The sequence below is a fragment of the Mesorhizobium sp. C120A genome, assembly GCF_030323105.1.
Classification (GTDB): Bacteria; Pseudomonadota; Alphaproteobacteria; order Rhizobiales; family Rhizobiaceae; genus Mesorhizobium.
Map to the genome: position 1 here is coordinate 5,503,725 of NZ_CP100476.1, position 15,878 is coordinate 5,519,602.

Below are 15,878 nucleotides of genomic sequence, written 5' to 3' on the forward strand. Positions count from 1 at the left end.
CCGGCGGGCGGCGGCTATTACTTCAGAGCCTTGATCGCGTAATCGATGAGATCGTCGGGCATCGCCCGATTGGTCTTGGCAAGGCACTGCGCCACCATTTGCGGGTGGCACAGAATGACGGTGGCGGCGCCGAAGCAGCGCGATGCGATGACCGGATCCTGGTCGGCAAACTCGCCGGCCTCGATGCCCTCGCGGATGACCTCGGCAAACAGGTCGTGAATGCTGTCGATATGCTTGTCGATGACGCCCCAGTCGCGCTCGAGCGCGACGATGACCATTTCGTGGACCTTCTGGTCGTCGAGCATGACTTCCAGCGTCATCTTGTACTGCGCATGCACGTAGCGGCGCAGCCGCTCCTCGGCGCTGATCGGCAACCGGGAAATCTCGTAGGCCATGTTGTAGCTGGCGAGGAGCATGCGGCCGCAGACGGCCTGGTGGATTTCGACCTTGGAGGCGAAGAAACGGTAGATGTTGGCCGGCGACATGCCGAGTTCGCGGGCGATGTCGGCGACATTGGTCTTGCCGTAACCATAGTGCCGGAACAGGCGTTCGGCACAGTCGAGAATGCGGGTGACATTCTCCTGGCGGGTGGAGTCGGCCATTATGCTGGCGGCTTCGGACATGGCTCTCTGTCGATTTATGAGTGACGAATTTAAACTTTCGTCAGTCGTAAATCGAAAAGAGGGAAGTGTCAATGCGAATTCGACGTACGCGTATAATTTGGTGACAGATGGTGACAGAGGGTGTGCGCGAACTCGACCTTGCGTGCCGTTGCGCTCTGGAACTAAGATCCCTTCGCCATTTCCCGCAGCTGAAACTTCTGGATCTTCCCCGTCGATGTCTTCGGGATCTCGGCAAAAATCACCGCCTTCGGCACCTTGAAGCGGGCGAGCAGCGCGCGGCAGTGTTCGATGATCTCGGCCTCGCTTGCCACCTTGCCGGGCTTCAGCTCGACATAGGCGACCGGCACCTCGCCCCATTTGTCGTCTGCCTTGGCGACGACGCCGCAGGACGCCACGGACGGGTGTTTGTAGAGGGCCTCCTCGACCTCGATCGATGAAATGTTCTCGCCGCCGGAGATGATGATGTCCTTGGAGCGGTCCTTGAGCTGGATGTAGCCGTCGGGATGCATGACGCCGAGGTCGCCGGAGTGGAACCAGCCGCCGGCAAAGGCCTCTTCGGTCGCCTTCCTGTTCTTCAGATAGCCCTTCATGACGATGTTGCCGCGAAACATGACCTCACCGATCGTCTCGCCGTCGGCCGGCGTCTTCTGCATCGTCTCCGGGTCCATCACGGTCAGGCCTTCGAGTGCGGCATAGCGCACGCCCTGCCTTGCCTTCTTCTGCGCCTTCGATCCCTTGTCTAGATCGTCCCAGGCGCCGTGCCATTCGTTGACGACCGCCGGGCCATAGGTCTCGGTCAGCCCGTAGAGATGGGTGACGGCAAAGCCGGCATCGGCCATGCCCGACAGCACCGCTTCCGGCGGAGGTGCTGCCGCCGTATTGAAGGTCACCGTCTGGGGGAACGTCCGCTTGTCCTCGTCCCTGGCGTTGATCAGCACCGACATGACGACCGGCGCACCGCACAGATGCGTCACGCCGTGGTCGGCGATGGCATCATAGATCGGCTTCGGCCGCACCCAGCGCAGGCAGACATGGGTGCCGGCCTGGACGGCCATTGTCCATGGGAAGCACCAACCATTGCAGTGGAACATCGGCAGCGTCCACAGATAGACGGCGTGCTTGGCCATGCCGGCATGGATGGTGTTGGTGTAAGCCATCAGGGCAGCGCCGCGATGGTGGTAGACGACGCCCTTCGGATTGCCTGTCGTGCCGGAGGTGTAGTTGAGCGAGATGGCGTCCCATTCGTCGTCGGGCATCGACCAGGCGTAGCCCTGGTCACCGCCGGCGACGAACGCCTCATAGTCGATCGCGCCGATGCGCTCGCCCTTGGGATAGGGTGCATCGGCGGCATAGTCGGGATCGTCATAGTCGATGACCAGCGGCTTCACCTTGGCCAGTGCCAGTGCCTGTTTGACGACAGCGGAAAATTCGCGGTCGACGATGAGCACCTTGGTCTCGGCATGGTCGAGCTGGAACGCGATGACGGCGGCATCGAGCCTTGTGTTGAGCGAATGCAGCACCGCTTTGGCCATCGGCACGCCGAAATGCGCCTCCAGCATGGGGGGCGTGTTGGACAGCATGACGGTCACCGTATCACCCTTGCCGATGCCGCGCTTCGACAGCGCCGAGGCCAGCTTCAGCGAGCGCCGCCAGAAGGTGCGATAGGTGATGCGCTGGCTGCCATGGATGATGGCGACATGATCGGGATAGGTGCTTGCCGCCCGCTCCAGATAAGTGAGCGGCGTCAGCGGCTGATGGTTGGCGGCGTTCTTGCCGAGATCCTGCTCGTAGGGACTGCCCATCCCGTGCTCCCCGAATTTTCATTGTTGAGAACTTCTAACCACAGGTTCCCGCCACGTCACCATCGGCGATTCCCGACCGGGCACATTTGGCGCAATGATCGTCCAGATTCGATGGGCAAAGAGGTATCGTGTACCCACGCCAGTTTGACTTTTGTCGAGAGCCGTGAATAATGTCAGCCGAGGAGACGGCATGGCGATCCGACCGGCAGAACAGCTTATCCACAAGGCCGCATGGCTCTATTATGCCCATGGTCTGCGCCAGGACCAGGTCGCCAGCCAGCTTAACATTTCCCGCGCCTCGGTCGCCATGTATTTGCGCAAGGCGCGCGAGACCGGCATCGTCAACATCTCGACCTCGACGCAGCTGTTCACCGACGACGTGCTTGCGCGCCAGCTCGAGGACGCGCTCAAGCTTGATGCGGTGTGGATCGCGCCGGAGAATGCCTATGTCGTCGACCCTTCGACGGACGTTGCGGTGCTGGCGGCGGGCGTCTTTCTCGAACTGGTCAAGAAGGGCGACCGGATCGGCGTCGCCTGGGGCCGCACCGTCTACACTATCGCCGACGTCATGTCCTATGCCGACCTGCAGGACGTCACCGTTGTGCAGCTCTGCGGCAATCTCGGCGCGCCCTACTCCTACCGTCCCGACCAGTGCACGATGGAGATCGCCCGGCGGCTCAACGCCAAGGGCCTCAATTTCTACGCGCCGCTGGTGCTGACGACGGAATTGCTGGCGCATGGGCTGCGCGCCGAACCGGTGATCCGCGAACAACTGGCCGATATTGCCAACTGCGATCTGGCGCTCTATTCGGTCGGCACGGTCGATGGCGACAGCCATGTCGTCAAATGCGGCGCGCTCAGCCCCGGCGAGATGGGGCTGTTGCGCGAAGCGGGCGCCGCCGGAGTCGTTGCCGGCCAGATCATCGATGCCACCGGCAAGGCGCTCGACTGCAGCTACAACCGCCGCGTCATCTCGGCCTCGCTGTCGTCACTGCGCCAGATCGAAAAGCGGCTGATGGTGGTCCAGGAAGACAGCAAGTTCGAACCGCTGCTCGCAGCACTCGCCGGCGGACTCTGCACGCATCTGGTCGTCGGCGCCGGCATGGCGCGGCGGCTGCTCGAATATGCCGGAGCCAGCGCGGGGGCAAAAAAGGCTTCCTGACAAACGAAATCCTTGCAGCCGGCGCATTGTCATCAAGGCGTCGCGGTACTCCTGTTCACAGCAACATCAAAGACAGCAAAGCGGACATAGCGACATGAAGAACCTTTGGAATGACGGCGACGCGGAAAGACTGGTTGCCGACTATGCGAAAAAGGGCATTGCCCGCGACCTCGCGCTGCGCGTCTACACGACCCGGCTGCTCGGCGGCGAGCCGCGGCTGGTGCTGCATGGCGGCGGCAACACCTCCTGCAAGACCAAGGCCACCGATCTCGTCGGCGACGAATGGGATGTGCTGTGCGTCAAGGGCAGCGGCTGGGACATGGGTGTGATCGAGCCGCAAGGCCTGCCGGCGGTCAAGCTCGGCGCGCTGCTGAAGGCGCGTGCGCTGGCCAGCCTCGCCGACGAGGACATGGTGGCGCTGCAGCGGGCGAACCTCATCGACCCCGCCTCCCCCAATCCATCGGTCGAGACGCTGCTGCACGCCTTCCTGCCGCATAAATTCGTCGACCACACGCATTCGACCGCGATCCTCGCCATCGTCGACCAGGCGGACAGCAAGCCGCTGATCAAGACCGTGTTCGGCGACAAGATGGGGTACGTGCCCTACATCAAGCCGGGCTTCGACCTCGCCAAGGTGGCCGCCGATGTCTACGACGCCGACCCCAGCGTCGAAGGCCTGATCCTCGACAAGCATGGCATCTTCACCTTCGGCGACGATGCCAGGCAGGCTTACGACCGGATGATCCACTATGTGAACGTGGCCGAGGACTATGTCGCCAAGCACGGCAAGCCGCAGCCGGCCAAGGTCACGCTGCCGGCAAAGCTGGCGACGCCCGCGGCAATCGCGCCCATGCTGCGCGGCGCGGTGGCGGTATCGCGTGGCGAAGGCCGCTTCGATCGCATGATCAGCGACTTCCGCACCTCGGATGCCATTGTCGATTTCATCAATTCGGCCGGCATCGCCGACTATGCCGCACGCGGTGTGTCGACGCCGGACCTGTCGATCCGCATCAAGACCGGGCCGATGGCAGTTCCGGCGCCAGACGCCGACAAGGCCGGCGACTACAAGGCCGTCATCAAGAGCCATGTCGAGGCCTTCGCCAGCGACTATCGCGCGTATTTCGAAACCAACGACGCGCTGGACGACGTCGAGCGCACCATGCTCGACCCGATGCCGCGGCTGACGCTGGTGCCGGGCCTCGGCATGTTCGGCCATGGCCGCACGCTGAAGGATGCGAAGATCGCATCTGATGTCGGCGAGATGTGGATCGAGGCGGTGCGCGGCGCCGAGGCCGTCGGCAGCTTCCATCCTCTATCGAAGGCCGACCTCTTCCCGCTGGAGTACTGGTCGCTTGAGCAGGCCAAGCTCGCCTCCAACAAGCCGAAGCCGCTGACCGGCCAGGTGGTGCTGATCACTGGCGGCGCCGGCGCGATCGGTGCTGCGACGGCAAAACTGTTCGCCGCCAATGGCGCGCATGCCGTCGTCGTCGATCTCGATGCGGCCAGGGCGGCCGAGGCGGCAAAGGCAGCCGGCAACAATTCGATCGGCGTCGGCGCCGACATCACCAACCCGGCCGAGCTGCGCGCCGCCTTCGACAAAGCTGTCGCTGTCTATGGCGGCGTCGACATCCTGGTCTCCAACGCCGGTGCCGCCTGGGAAGGCCGCATCGGCGAGCTCGACGACGCGCTGCTGCGCAAGAGTTTCGAGCTCAACTTCTTCGCCCACCAGTCGGCGGCGCAGAACGCGGTGCGCATCATGCTGGAACAGGGCACCGGCGGTGTGTTGTTGTTCAACACCTCCAAGCAGGCGGTCAACCCGGGTCCGAAATTCGGCGCCTATGGTGTGCCGAAGGCGGCGACGCTGTTCCTGTCCCGGCAATATGCGCTCGACTACGGCGCGCACGGCATCCGCTCCAATGCGGTCAACGCCGACCGCATCCGCTCCGGCCTGTTGACCGACGCCATGATCGCCAGCCGTTCCGGCGCGCGCGGCGTGTCGGAGAAGGAATACATGTCGGGCAATCTGCTCGGACAGGAGGTGACGGCAGAAGACGTGGCGCAGGCCTTCCTGCACCAAGCATTGGCCGAACGCACCACCGCCGATGTGACGACGGTCGACGGTGGCAACATCGCCGCAGCGCTGCGCTAGACATAGACCTGGAGCGGTTCATCGTTCACCAAAACGACGAACCGCTCTCCCACCTGAAGGACTCCAGGCGAGAACTGCTTTTGCAGGTCGTGCTGAAAAACTGCTCGAACTGGTCAAAATCCACTCCAATCCTTGGCCTATTGCTCGACCACTTTAGGGCGCGCCTTGTGTTTCGCATGCGAGCTCCGACCCTGATCCTTGGTGGAGTTGTCGATGGCTGCGAAGAGACTTCGTGTCGGCGTGCTGTTCGGCGGGCGCTCCGCCGAGCATGAGGTTTCGCTGCTTTCGGCAACCATGTCATGCGTACTCTGGATCGGCGAAATACGACTCCGTTCCCACCTTCGTCACCCGCGAAGGCCAATGGCTGCTGAGCGATTTCAAGGACGGCGCGCTGGCGACACCGTCTGATGGGACGCAGCTTTGCCTGCCGCCGGGCGGGCATGGCGGATGCTGGCGATCCCGCCAAGGGCGCCGCATGACCTGCCTGCCATCGAATATGGTGTTCCGGTGCTGCACGCCTGCATGGCGAGGACGGCGCGGTGGCTGGTGCGCGTCGGGCGGTCATGATGCAGGGGCAGATTCCTAACAGATATTGTTAGATCTTGTTGGCTGCATTATAATGTGGGTATGAAAAACGAACCTATGCGCACCCTCACCATATCCCTTACCGCGCAGCAGATAGCTCGCCTGCAAAGCGCTATCGAAGGTGGCGGTTATGCTTCCAACAGCGAGATTGTCCGCGACGCCCTGCGCTTATGGGAGCAGCGCGAGGAATTGCGCACGCTCGAACTCCAGCACTTGAAGCGGGCCTATGCCGACGGGATGGGCAGCGGCAAGCCAGTGGCTGTCGACCACACCGAGTTCATTCGCAGCCTGAAGGCAGAACGCCGCGCCCGTGGCTAGCCATCGGCTCACACCGCGCGCTTCGCAGGATTTGCGAGACATCTGGCACACCATCGCCGCCGACAATGAAAAGGCAGCAGACAGACTGTTGATGCGCATTTTCGAAAGACTGGAGCTGGCGGCGCAGCACCCCAAGATGGGCAGCGCACGGCCCGAGTTAAGCGCAACGGCCCGCGTGCTCGTCGAAGACCGCTATATCATCATCTACGAGCCGCAGCCCGATGGTGTTATCGCTGTGGCGATTGTCCCCGGGATGCGCGATCCAGACCATTGGTTGTAGGCCGGCAGGCTTACCATCAATATGAAAAGAGCGGCCCATAGCCGCCCTTCGCATCTATCAGACGACCGATCCTACTTCGCGTTCGGGTTCGGCATCCAGGCCGGCATGGCGACATCGGCATGGGCGAATTGCGGCAGCTTGGCCGACAGGTCCTCCATGTTCTTGATGTCCTTGTCGATCAGGTCCTTCTGGGTGATCAGCGTCGGCGGCACGACGACGTTGTGGCCGGGATCTTCACCGGCGAGCAGCTGCGCCAGCGCGCGCACCGAGACCTGGCCGACGACGGCAGGGTTGGTGGCGGCGGTGGCGGCCCAGGCGCTGTCGGTCTCGCGCATGGCCGCGATGTCCGAGGTAGAGATGTCGGCGGAGTAGATCTTGATCTTCTTGTTCAGCCCCGCCTCGTCGACGGCGATCTTCACACCCTTGGCGAACTCGTCATAGGGCGCGAACATCACATTGATGTCGGGATGCGCCTGCAGCACCGAGCGCGCCTGGTTGGCGACCGAGTTGGCGATCGGGTTGTCGAGCGTGCCGAACATCGCGACTTCCTTGATGCCGGCATGTTTCTTCTTCACGTCGACCCAGGTCTCGTTGCGGCGGTCGAGCGGCGCGATGCCAGCGACATAGACATAGCCGGCGTTCCAGCTCTCGCCATTGTCCTTGACCGCCTGCTCGAGCGCCAGGCGCGCAAGGTCCTTGTCGGACTGTTCGATCTGCGGGATCTTGGGGTTTTCGACATTGACGTCGAAGGCGACGACCTTGATGCCGGCATCGACCGCGCGCTGGGCGGCGTCCTTCATCGATTCCGTCAGGCCGTGCTGGATGATGATGCCCTGCACGCCGAGTGCGATGGCCTGGTCGACCATGTCGGATTGAAGGGCGGCGTCCTGGCGGCTGTCGAGCACGCGCAGATCGATGCCGAGCGCCTTGGACTGGGACTCGACGCCCGAGAGATAGGCCTGGAAGAAATCGCCGGTCGAGAGATAGCGCACCAGCGCGATCTTGACGCCGGGCTTGTCGAACGGCGCCGGCTTGTCGGCGGCAAAGGCCGGGACCTGCATCAGCATTGTTGCGCCGGCCAATCCGAGCGCGACCTTCCCCAAAAGTCGTCTTGTGATGTTCACGTTCTTTCCTCCGTTTGTTGAACCCAAAACTGTCCCGGCAGCCATTCTATCTCCTGCCCCGGCCGGAAAGGGCGAAGGTAAAGACAAGGGCGACGACGAGAACCACGCCCTTGACGAAATCCTGCGTGTAGTAAGGCGCGTTCATCATCGTCAGGCCTTGCAGCAGGATGCCGACGAACAGCGCGCCGATGGCGGTGCCGAAGGCGTTCGGCTTGGCGGCGCCGAGCACCGCGTAGCCGATCAGCGCCGCGGCAACCGCATCGAGCAGCAGATTATTACCCGACGCGATGTCACCGCGTCCAAGCCGTGCGGCCAGCAAAATCCCGCCGATCGAGGCAAAAACTCCTGAAATGACGTAGGCCCAGATCTTGTATGCCTTGACAGGCGCGCCGGCGAGTTCGGCGGCCCGTTCATTGCTGCCCACGGCATACATCATGCGGCCGAAGCGTGTGTATTCGAGGAAGAACCAGATCAGCACGGCGAGCACGATCAGCACGACCACCGAGACCGGAATGAGGTTCGGGATGAAGAAGTCGAAGCGGTGGCGGCCGAGCGCCAGGAAGGCGTCGGAGAATTTGCCGTTGGCGACCGAGCCGTCCGGCATTGTCATACCGGTGGCGATGGAGCGTCCTTCAGTCGGGATGCGCTGCAAGCCGACGAGCAGGAACATCATGCCGAGCGTCGCCAGCAGATCGGGCACGCGCATATAGACGATCAGCCAGCCATTGATGAGGCCGACAAGGGCGCCGATGAGCAGGCAGATGAGGACAGCGACGACAACGTTCTGCTCCAGCACCACCATGACATAGGCAGCCGCCATCATGGCCGATGTGGCGACCGAGCCGATCGAGAGATCGAAGCCGCCGACAACCAGTGTGGCGGTGACGCCCAGCGCCAGCACGCCGGTGATGGCGACCGACTGGAAAATGAAGACGGCACTTTGCGGCGAGACGAACCCGTCGGCGGCGATGGCGAAATACGCGATCAGCCCGAACAGAAGCACGATGAACCCGTAGCGGATAGCGTAATCGCGCAGCGTCATTCAGCGCCCGCCGTCAATACCCAACTCAAACCCGTGCACTCCATTCCAACCCTCAGTTCTTCAATCATCGTGGCTCAGGCCGCACTGTGCAACGGCCCGCCCGCGACTTCGGCCAGCAGACGGTCGAGATCGACATCGGCGTTGCGGTGTTCGCCGACGATGGTCTGCTCGGACATCACCAATATGCGATCGGCCGTCTCCAGTGCCTCGTCGAGTTCGGTGACGAACAGCAGCGTGGCGCGGCCATTGGCGCTGGCCCTCAGCTTGGCGGCGATGTCGCGCCTGGCGGAGATATCGACGCCCTGGAACGGTTCGTCGAGAATGAACAATCGGGCGTCCTGCGCCATCCAGCGGGCCACCATCACCTTCTGCTGGTTGCCGCCCGACAGAGTGGTCATCTCGTCCTTCTCCGAGCGGCAGACGATGCCGAGATCCTCGATCTGCCGGCGGGCAATAGTGCGTTCAAGGCCGCGTTTGAGAACTGAAAAGCGCGACATGCGCTTGTGGAAGGGCAGGCTGATGTTTTCCTGGATGTTGAAGCCGCCGACGATGCCGTTTTCGCCACGGTCCTTGGCGACCAGAAACACGCCGGCGGCGATGGCTTCGCCGGTCGACGCGGGCGCATAGGGCTTGCCATATAAAGTCATCGTGCCGGACAGCGGTTTGCGCAAGCCGAACAGCGTCTCGGCGAGCGCGGTCTTGCCGACGCCGACGAGGCCGGTAATGGCAACGACCTCGCCGTCGCCGAGAGTCAGCGAGAATGGCCGGGCACCAGGGGCGATGCGGAAGGCATCGACGGTCAGGATCGGCTCGGCAGAACTCCTGGCTTCGATGCGGTCAAGATGGATCTTGCGGCCGAGCATGGCGTTAACGGCGCCCTCATAGTCGAGAGGCTTGCTGTCGAAGACGCCTGAGATGACGCCATCGCGCATCGAGACGATGCGGTCGGCCAGCCGCCTGATATCCGACATGCGATGCGAGATGTAGAGGATGGCGACGCCCTGCTCGCGCAAGCGGTCGAGCAGCGCAAACAGCCGGTCGGCCTCGGCGCTGGACAGCGACGAGGTCGGCTCGTCGAGGATCAGCACTTTCGGCTGGTGCGCCATGGCGCGCGCGATGGCCACCATCTGGCGATCGGCCAGCGACAGGTCGCTGATGCGGGCCTTGAGGTCAATGGCGAGCCCCATGCGGTCGGCCACCGCTTTGGCTTCGCGGCGCACCCGGCCGGGGTTGAACAGCAGCGGCGCGCCCTTGCCGCTCAGCCGGTCGAGCGTCAGATTGGTGGCGACATCGAGATCGGCGACGACGCCGTCATTGATGTTTTGATGCACGGTGACGACGCCTGCGCGGATCGCCTCGGCCGGCGTGTTCGGCGCGAAATCATGACCGGCCAGGTGCATGGTGCCGCCGGCATGGTCGTAGACGCCGCTGATAATTTTCACGAGGGTGGACTTACCGGCGCCATTGGCGCCCATCAGCACGGTGATCTCACCGGCATGCAGTTCGAGCGAGACGCCGCCAAGCACCTCGATATGGCCGAAGGATTTCCTCAGCCCGTCCACGCGGAACACGGCATCATTGCCCATTCGTTCCTCCCTGAAGATGACGCTATGGGCTACGTCATCAATTGTCAACTCGATTGACAATTGCCAGTCAGCTTCCTAGCTTGGCCTCACCGCCATCGCTCCACTATGATTGGAGCGAGCAAGCGGGAGGGTGAGGAATGACTGCGAAATTGCCGTTTGAAGCACTGTCGGTGGAGACGCTTGCAACGCGCCTCGGTACGAACGAAGCGCTGTGCGCCAAAATCGGCAAGGGCCCTTGGAAGGTGCGCGAGGTCGGCGACGGCAATCTGAACCTCGTCTTCATCGTCGAAGGCGGCTCGGGTGCGGCCGTGGTCAAGCAGGCCCTGCCCTATGTTCGCCTCGTCGGCGACAGCTGGCCGTTGCCGCTCAAACGCTCCTTCTTCGAGTATCACGCGCTGACGCGGCAAGAGGCGCGCGCGCCGGACTCGGTGCCGGCGATCCTCCATTTTGACGAAGCCCAGGCGCTGATCATCATGGAATATCTGGCGCCGCCGCACATCATCCTGCGCCGTGCCCTGATCGACGGCCGCGAGTTGCCAAATATCGCCCGCGACATCGGCCTGTTCATGGCCCGCACTTTGTTCCGCGGCTCTGATCTCTCCATGCCCACCAAGGACCGCAAGGCCGACCTGGCGCTGTTTGCCGACAATGTCGAGCTCTGCGGCATCACCGAAAACCTGGTGTTTTCCGACCCATATTTCGATGCCAAGCTGAACCGGCACACCTCGCCGCAGCTCGACGGCCTGGTTGCCGAACTGCGCGCCGACCGCGACCTCAAGGTCGAAGCGCAGCGGCTGAAGCATATCTTCGCCGCCAACGCCGAGACGCTGCTGCATGGCGACCTGCATTCGGGCTCGATCATGGTCACCGACACCGAGACGCGGATGATCGATCCGGAGTTCGCCTTCTACGGTCCGATGGCCTTCGATGTAGGCATGCTGCTCGCCAATTTCTGGATGTCCTACTTCTCGCAGCGCGGCCATGAACAGAAGGGCAAGCGTGACGCCATGCGTGCCTATCTGCTCGGGGTGACCAACGACACCTGGACGGTGTTCCGCGCCGAGTTCTCGCATCTATGGCGCACCGAGCGCACCGGCATGCTTTACCAGAAGAGCCTGTTCGAGGATCAGGGCGACATTCTCGCCTCGGAGCAGGCGCTCGACCATGTGCTGCACCAGATCTGGACCGACCTCTTGGGCTTTGCCGGCATCGAGGTGCACCGGCGCATCCTCGGCCTCGCCCACAATGCCGATTTCGAGACCATCGAGGACGAGGATCTGCGAGCCTCCTGCGAGGCCAAGGCGCTGAAATTCGGCCGTCACATCGCCGTCAACCGGCGCCAGATTCACGGCATGGACGAGGTCAATAATCTGGCCGCTTTGATCGAACGGGAGAGCAGGATTTGAACGTCGGCGAGCGCCACTACCGCACCATCTGGCTGAGCGACGACCAGCGTTCGGTCGAGATCATCGACCAGCGCTGGCTGCCGCACGAGTTCCGGGTCGAGACGATCGGGAGCGTTGCCGGCATCGCCACCGCGATCCGTGACATGTGGGTTCGTGGCGCGCCGCTGATCGGCGTCACCGCGGCCTACGGCGTCGCCATCCAGATGGCGGACGATCCGTCTGACGAAGCGCTCGACGCGGTCTGGGAGACGCTGCACAAGACGCGGCCGACTGCGATCAATCTACGCTGGGCACTGGACGAGATGCGGCGGTTCCTCAGGCCGATCGTATTGGGACAGCGCGCGGAGGCGGCCTATAAGCGCGCCGCGGAAATCGCCGACGAGGATGTCGATCTCAATCGCGCCATCGGCGAGAACGGGCTTGCCATCATCAAGGAGATCGCGGCACGCAAGAAGCCGGGCGAGCCGGTCAACATCCTCACCCATTGCAACGCCGGTTGGCTGGCGACGGTCGATTACGGCACCGCCACGTCGCCGATCTATCTCGCCGTCGAGGCCGGCATTCCGGTCCATGTCTATGTCGACGAGACGCGCCCGCGCAACCAGGGCGCCCAGCTGACCGCCTGGGAGATGGCCGGCCACGGCGTGCCGCACACGCTGATCGTCGACAATGCCGGCGGCCATCTGATGCAGCGTGGCGCGGTCGACATGGTGATCGTGGGCACCGACCGCACCACGGCCAATGGCGACGTCTGCAACAAGATCGGCACCTATCTCAAGGCGCTCGCCGCCTCCGATAATGAGGTGCCCTTCTACGTCGCTCTGCCCTCGCCGACCATCGACTGGACGGTGGGTGATGGCCTCACCGAAATCCCGATCGAGGAACGCTCCGGTGACGAGGTGTCGCTGGTCTGGGGCAAGACGGCGGACGGCAAGATCGCGCAGGTTCGGGTTTCGCCCGAAGCGACGCCGGCGGCCAATCCGGCGTTCGATGTGACGCCGGCACGGCTGGTGACGGGGCTGATCACCGAGCGCGGTGTGGCCAAGGCTTCGCGCGAAGGGTTGAAGGCGATGTTCCCCGAACGCGGATAATCTCCCCCCTTGAGGGGGAGATGTCGCCAAAGGCGACAGAGGGGATCGGCGCGTCCTGACGCGACCTCCCAGCACCGACAGATTACGCTAGCGCTCCAGTCGAACCGACCCCCTCTGGCCTGCCGGCCATCTCCCCCTCAATGAGGGAGATTAGCGCCTCACCGGCTGGCTACCGGATTTCAGCCCTGCAACAAGAATTGCGGCCTCGATGGCGGCGGACGGTTGCGGTTCTGGCGAAATCCGGCCAGAAGCATCTGGCCGGCAACCGGCCGGCCCGCGACGTTGCGCTTGAAACCAGATACGGGAGACTATTGGGTGGCTCGCATAACACTGAGACAATTGCTCGATCACGCCGCCGAGTACGGCTACGGCGTACCCGCTTTCAACATGAACAATATGGAACAGGGCCTCGCCATCATGGAGGCGGCCGAGGAGACCAAGTCGCCGGTCATCCTGCAGGCAAGCCGCGGCGCCCGCGCCTACGCCAATGATGTGGTGCTGGCCAAGCTGATCGACGCGCTGGTCGAAATCCACCCCGACATCCCGGTCTGCATGCATCTCGACCATGGCAACAACGAAGCCACCTGCGTCACCGCCATCCAGTACGGCTTCACCTCGGTGATGATGGACGGCTCGCTGAAAGAGGACGGCAAGACGCCGGCCGACTATGCCTACAATTCCGGAATCACCCGGCGCGTCGTCGACATGGCGCATTGGGGCGGCGTGTCGGTGGAAGGCGAGATCGGTGTGCTCGGTTCGCTTGAGAGCGGCGGCGGCGAGCAGGAAGACGGCCACGGCGTCGAAGGCGCCATCAGCCACGACCAGCTCTTGACCGACCCAGTGCAGGCGGTCGAATTCGTCAAGGACACCCATGTCGATGCGCTGGCTGTCGCCATGGGCACCAGCCACGGCGCCTACAAATTCTCGCGCAAGCCGGACGGCGCGGTGCTGGCGATGAATGTCATCGAGGAAATCCACCGCCGCCTGCCCAACATGCATCTGGTCATGCACGGCTCGTCCTCGGTGCCCGAGGACCTGCAGGAGATCATCAACAAATATGGCGGCCAGATGAAGCCGACCTGGGGCGTGCCGGTGGAAGAGATCCAGCGCGGCATCAAGCACGGCGTGCGCAAGATCAACATCGACACCGACAACCGCATGGCGCTGACCGGCGCCATCCGCAAGGTGCTGACCGAAAACCCGAGCGAGTTCGATCCGCGCAAATATCTGACGCCGGCGATGGCGGCGATGCGCAAGCTGTGCAAGGAGCGCTTCGAGCAGTTCGGCACCGCCGGCAATGCCCAGAAGATCAAGCCGCTGCCGGTAGCTGAGATGGCCAAGCGGTACAAGTCGGGCAGCCTTGATCCGAAGTTTGGGTGAAGTACCTGGCGCCTCTTCCTTCTCCCCTTGTGGGGAAGAAAGAAGAGCTCTTGACATAAAAAGGGCCGGGCGCGAAAGCGGCCCGGCCAAAAGAAGGTCAAGAACCTTCAGAGGGGAACACCGCTCGGTGGAATGGGAGGAAACCGCCGAACGATAATTCCTATATGCGCGTATTCGCGGCAGATGGCGACGAACGGCTTTCTAAAACAACGCGAGATTCGGAAATTTCGTTCTCGTTTTGAAAGATTTCAGCCGGTGAGGCGTCGGTTTCCAGAAGATCGGCATAGTGCCGGCGCGCCACGTCGGGATGCGAGCGCAGGCGGCTCTTCAGCACATTGGTGCCGACATTGCGAAACAGCGGGTTGTCGGGGTCGCTGGCCGGCCCGCGCGCCTCGGCCGCCAGATTCTCGGGCAGGTCGAGCAGCGGAATCGTGGCGTCGAGCCGGGCGCTGAAGAAGAACGGGACCGAGACGCGCTCGACGCCGGCTGGCGGTGTCACCACACGGTGGACTGTCGCCCGGAGATAGCCGTTCGACGCCAGTTCGAGCAGTTCGCCGATGTTGACCACCAGCGTGTCGGGCAGCGGATCGACGTCGACCCAGGCACCGTCATATTCGACCTGCAGGCCCTTGCTCTCGTCCTGCAGCAGAAGCGTCAGGAAACCGCCATCCTTGTGCGCGCCGACGCCCTGGTCATCGCCGGTGGCGTCGCGACCGGGGTAGCGCACGATCTTCATGCGGTGGTTGGGCTCGGCCCGGTAGATCGGATCGAAGGCATCCTCGGTCTGGTCGAGCGACAAAGCGAAGGCCCTGAGCAGCCGGATCGCTACCGCTGTCGCCTTGGTCTGCCATGCCAGCAGAGCCGGCTTCAGCTCGGGCAGTGCCCCCGGCCACTGGTTCGGCCCTTGCAGCCGCGTCCAGGCGGGCACGCCGGGGCCTTGTTCGATGGCCGGGCGTTCGACGCCGATGTCGAGCTGTTCGCGCCAGTCGGCCTTGCCTTTGGTCAGCTCGCCGCCGGCGCGCGTGTAGCCGCGGAACTGCGAGGACTTCACCATTTCGATCGCCAGTTTGTCGGCTTCCGGCAAGGCAAAGAACCGGCGCGAGGCGTCGAGCACTTCTGCGGTATCCGTAGCCGATATGCCGTGGCCGGTCAAATAGAAGAAGCCGACATCGCGCGCGGCCGTGCGCAGGTCGAAGAGAAACGTTCGCCGTTCCGAAGCGCCCTGTTCGAGGCGGCCGAGATCAAGCACGGGTACGATCCTGGGCATGGTCAAGCTCCTTGTTCCGCTGTCACGGTGGCACGCAGGCCGGTCCGATCAAAGCAACGCGCA

The 15,878-nt window shown here is 63.3% G+C and carries 13 protein-coding genes and 1 pseudogene; 8 read left to right on the top strand and 6 right to left on the bottom strand.

The genetic code is table 11. The annotated features are described in order from the left end of the window. Nucleotides 1–17: 17 nt before the first annotated feature. On the bottom strand, nt 18–623 hold the full coding sequence (locus tag NL532_RS27040) for a TetR/AcrR family transcriptional regulator (protein ID WP_023668564.1): 606 nt from the start codon (nt 621–623) through the stop codon (nt 18–20). 161 nt (nt 624–784) lie between these two features. Next, nucleotides 785–2,425 carry an acyl-CoA synthetase gene (locus tag NL532_RS27045; RefSeq protein WP_023709942.1) on the bottom strand — a complete coding sequence of 547 codons (1,641 nt, stop codon included), beginning with the start codon at nt 2,423–2,425 and terminating at the stop codon, nt 785–787. 190 nt (nt 2,426–2,615) lie between these two features. Between NL532_RS27045 and NL532_RS27050 the strand changes: the two genes are divergently transcribed. From NL532_RS27050 to NL532_RS27070, 5 genes and pseudogenes are all read left to right on the top strand, one after another. Next, nucleotides 2,616–3,587, top strand: a complete 972-nt coding sequence (locus tag NL532_RS27050) for a sugar-binding transcriptional regulator (protein WP_023709943.1) — start codon at nt 2,616–2,618, stop codon at nt 3,585–3,587. Between the two features lie 94 nt (nt 3,588–3,681). Then, on the top strand, nt 3,682–5,736 hold the full coding sequence (locus tag NL532_RS27055) for a bifunctional aldolase/short-chain dehydrogenase (RefSeq protein WP_023668567.1): 2,055 nt from the start codon (nt 3,682–3,684) through the stop codon (nt 5,734–5,736). A 213-nt stretch (nt 5,737–5,949) separates the two neighbouring features. Further along, nucleotides 5,950–6,284, top strand: a pseudogene (locus tag NL532_RS27060) (D-alanine--D-alanine ligase A); the annotation flags it as partial. A 94-nt stretch (nt 6,285–6,378) separates the two neighbouring features. After that, nucleotides 6,379–6,639 carry a ribbon-helix-helix domain-containing protein gene (locus tag NL532_RS27065; protein WP_023704832.1) on the top strand — a complete coding sequence of 87 codons (261 nt, stop codon included), beginning with the start codon at nt 6,379–6,381 and terminating at the stop codon, nt 6,637–6,639. Continuing rightward, nucleotides 6,632–6,919 carry a type II toxin-antitoxin system RelE/ParE family toxin gene (locus tag NL532_RS27070; RefSeq protein ID WP_023704831.1) on the top strand — a complete coding sequence of 96 codons (288 nt, stop codon included), beginning with the start codon at nt 6,632–6,634 and terminating at the stop codon, nt 6,917–6,919. The genes NL532_RS27065 and NL532_RS27070 overlap by 8 nt, the downstream gene beginning before the upstream one ends. 71 nt (nt 6,920–6,990) lie before the next feature. Here NL532_RS27070 and NL532_RS27075 read toward each other — a convergent pair whose 3' ends face one another. The 3 genes from NL532_RS27075 to NL532_RS27085 all read right to left on the bottom strand — a co-directional run bounded on the left by NL532_RS27075 (nt 6,991) and on the right by NL532_RS27085 (nt 10,671). Beyond that, a complete protein-coding gene (locus NL532_RS27075; protein WP_023687049.1) occupies nt 6,991–8,043 on the bottom strand; it encodes a substrate-binding domain-containing protein in 1,053 nt (350 codons plus the stop codon). A gap of 46 nt (nt 8,044–8,089) precedes the next feature. After that, complete coding sequence (locus tag NL532_RS27080) at nt 8,090–9,085, bottom strand: ABC transporter permease (RefSeq protein ID WP_023668572.1); 996 nt, start codon at nt 9,083–9,085, stop codon at nt 8,090–8,092. Nucleotides 9,086–9,159: 74 nt separating this feature from the next. After that, entirely contained in the window at nt 9,160–10,671 is a 1,512-nt protein-coding gene (locus NL532_RS27085; RefSeq protein ID WP_023825982.1) for a sugar ABC transporter ATP-binding protein, read from the bottom strand. A gap of 137 nt (nt 10,672–10,808) precedes the next feature. On the opposite strand from NL532_RS27085, the gene mtnK reads away from it, so the two are divergent. The 3 genes from mtnK to fba all read left to right on the top strand — a co-directional run bounded on the left by mtnK (nt 10,809) and on the right by fba (nt 14,548). Beyond that, on the top strand, nt 10,809–12,077 hold the full coding sequence (gene mtnK, locus NL532_RS27090; RefSeq protein WP_023828005.1) for an S-methyl-5-thioribose kinase: 1,269 nt from the start codon (nt 10,809–10,811) through the stop codon (nt 12,075–12,077). Then, entirely contained in the window at nt 12,074–13,168 is a 1,095-nt protein-coding gene (gene mtnA, locus NL532_RS27095; RefSeq protein ID WP_023668575.1) for an S-methyl-5-thioribose-1-phosphate isomerase, read from the top strand. The genes mtnK and mtnA overlap by 4 nt, the downstream gene beginning before the upstream one ends. 315 nt (nt 13,169–13,483) lie before the next feature. Then, on the top strand, nt 13,484–14,548 hold the full coding sequence (gene fba / locus NL532_RS27100) for a class II fructose-bisphosphate aldolase (RefSeq protein ID WP_023729260.1): 1,065 nt from the start codon (nt 13,484–13,486) through the stop codon (nt 14,546–14,548). A gap of 160 nt (nt 14,549–14,708) precedes the next feature. On the opposite strand, the gene NL532_RS27105 is transcribed toward fba, so the two are convergent. Next, complete coding sequence (locus tag NL532_RS27105) at nt 14,709–15,815, bottom strand: isopenicillin N synthase family dioxygenase (protein WP_023828004.1); 1,107 nt, start codon at nt 15,813–15,815, stop codon at nt 14,709–14,711. Nucleotides 15,816–15,878: the final 63 nt, after the last annotated feature.

Excerpts from the sequence above, each read along its gene's own strand:
- NL532_RS27040 (WP_023668564.1), bottom strand. The coding sequence starts at position 623 with ATGTCCGAAGCCGCCAGCATAATGGCCGACTCCACCCGCCAGGAGAAT.
- NL532_RS27045 (WP_023709942.1), bottom strand. The coding sequence starts at position 2,425 with ATGGGCAGTCCCTACGAGCAGGATCTCGGCAAGAACGCCGCCAACCAT.
- NL532_RS27050 (WP_023709943.1), top strand. The coding sequence starts at position 2,616 with ATGGCGATCCGACCGGCAGAACAGCTTATCCACAAGGCCGCATGGCTC.
- NL532_RS27055 (WP_023668567.1), top strand. The coding sequence starts at position 3,682 with ATGAAGAACCTTTGGAATGACGGCGACGCGGAAAGACTGGTTGCCGAC.
- NL532_RS27065 (WP_023704832.1), top strand. The coding sequence starts at position 6,379 with ATGCGCACCCTCACCATATCCCTTACCGCGCAGCAGATAGCTCGCCTG.
- NL532_RS27080 (WP_023668572.1), bottom strand. The coding sequence starts at position 9,085 with ATGACGCTGCGCGATTACGCTATCCGCTACGGGTTCATCGTGCTTCTG.
- NL532_RS27085 (WP_023825982.1), bottom strand. The coding sequence starts at position 10,671 with ATGGGCAATGATGCCGTGTTCCGCGTGGACGGGCTGAGGAAATCCTTC.
- mtnK (WP_023828005.1), top strand. The coding sequence starts at position 10,809 with ATGACTGCGAAATTGCCGTTTGAAGCACTGTCGGTGGAGACGCTTGCA.
- NL532_RS27105 (WP_023828004.1), bottom strand. The coding sequence starts at position 15,815 with ATGCCCAGGATCGTACCCGTGCTTGATCTCGGCCGCCTCGAACAGGGC.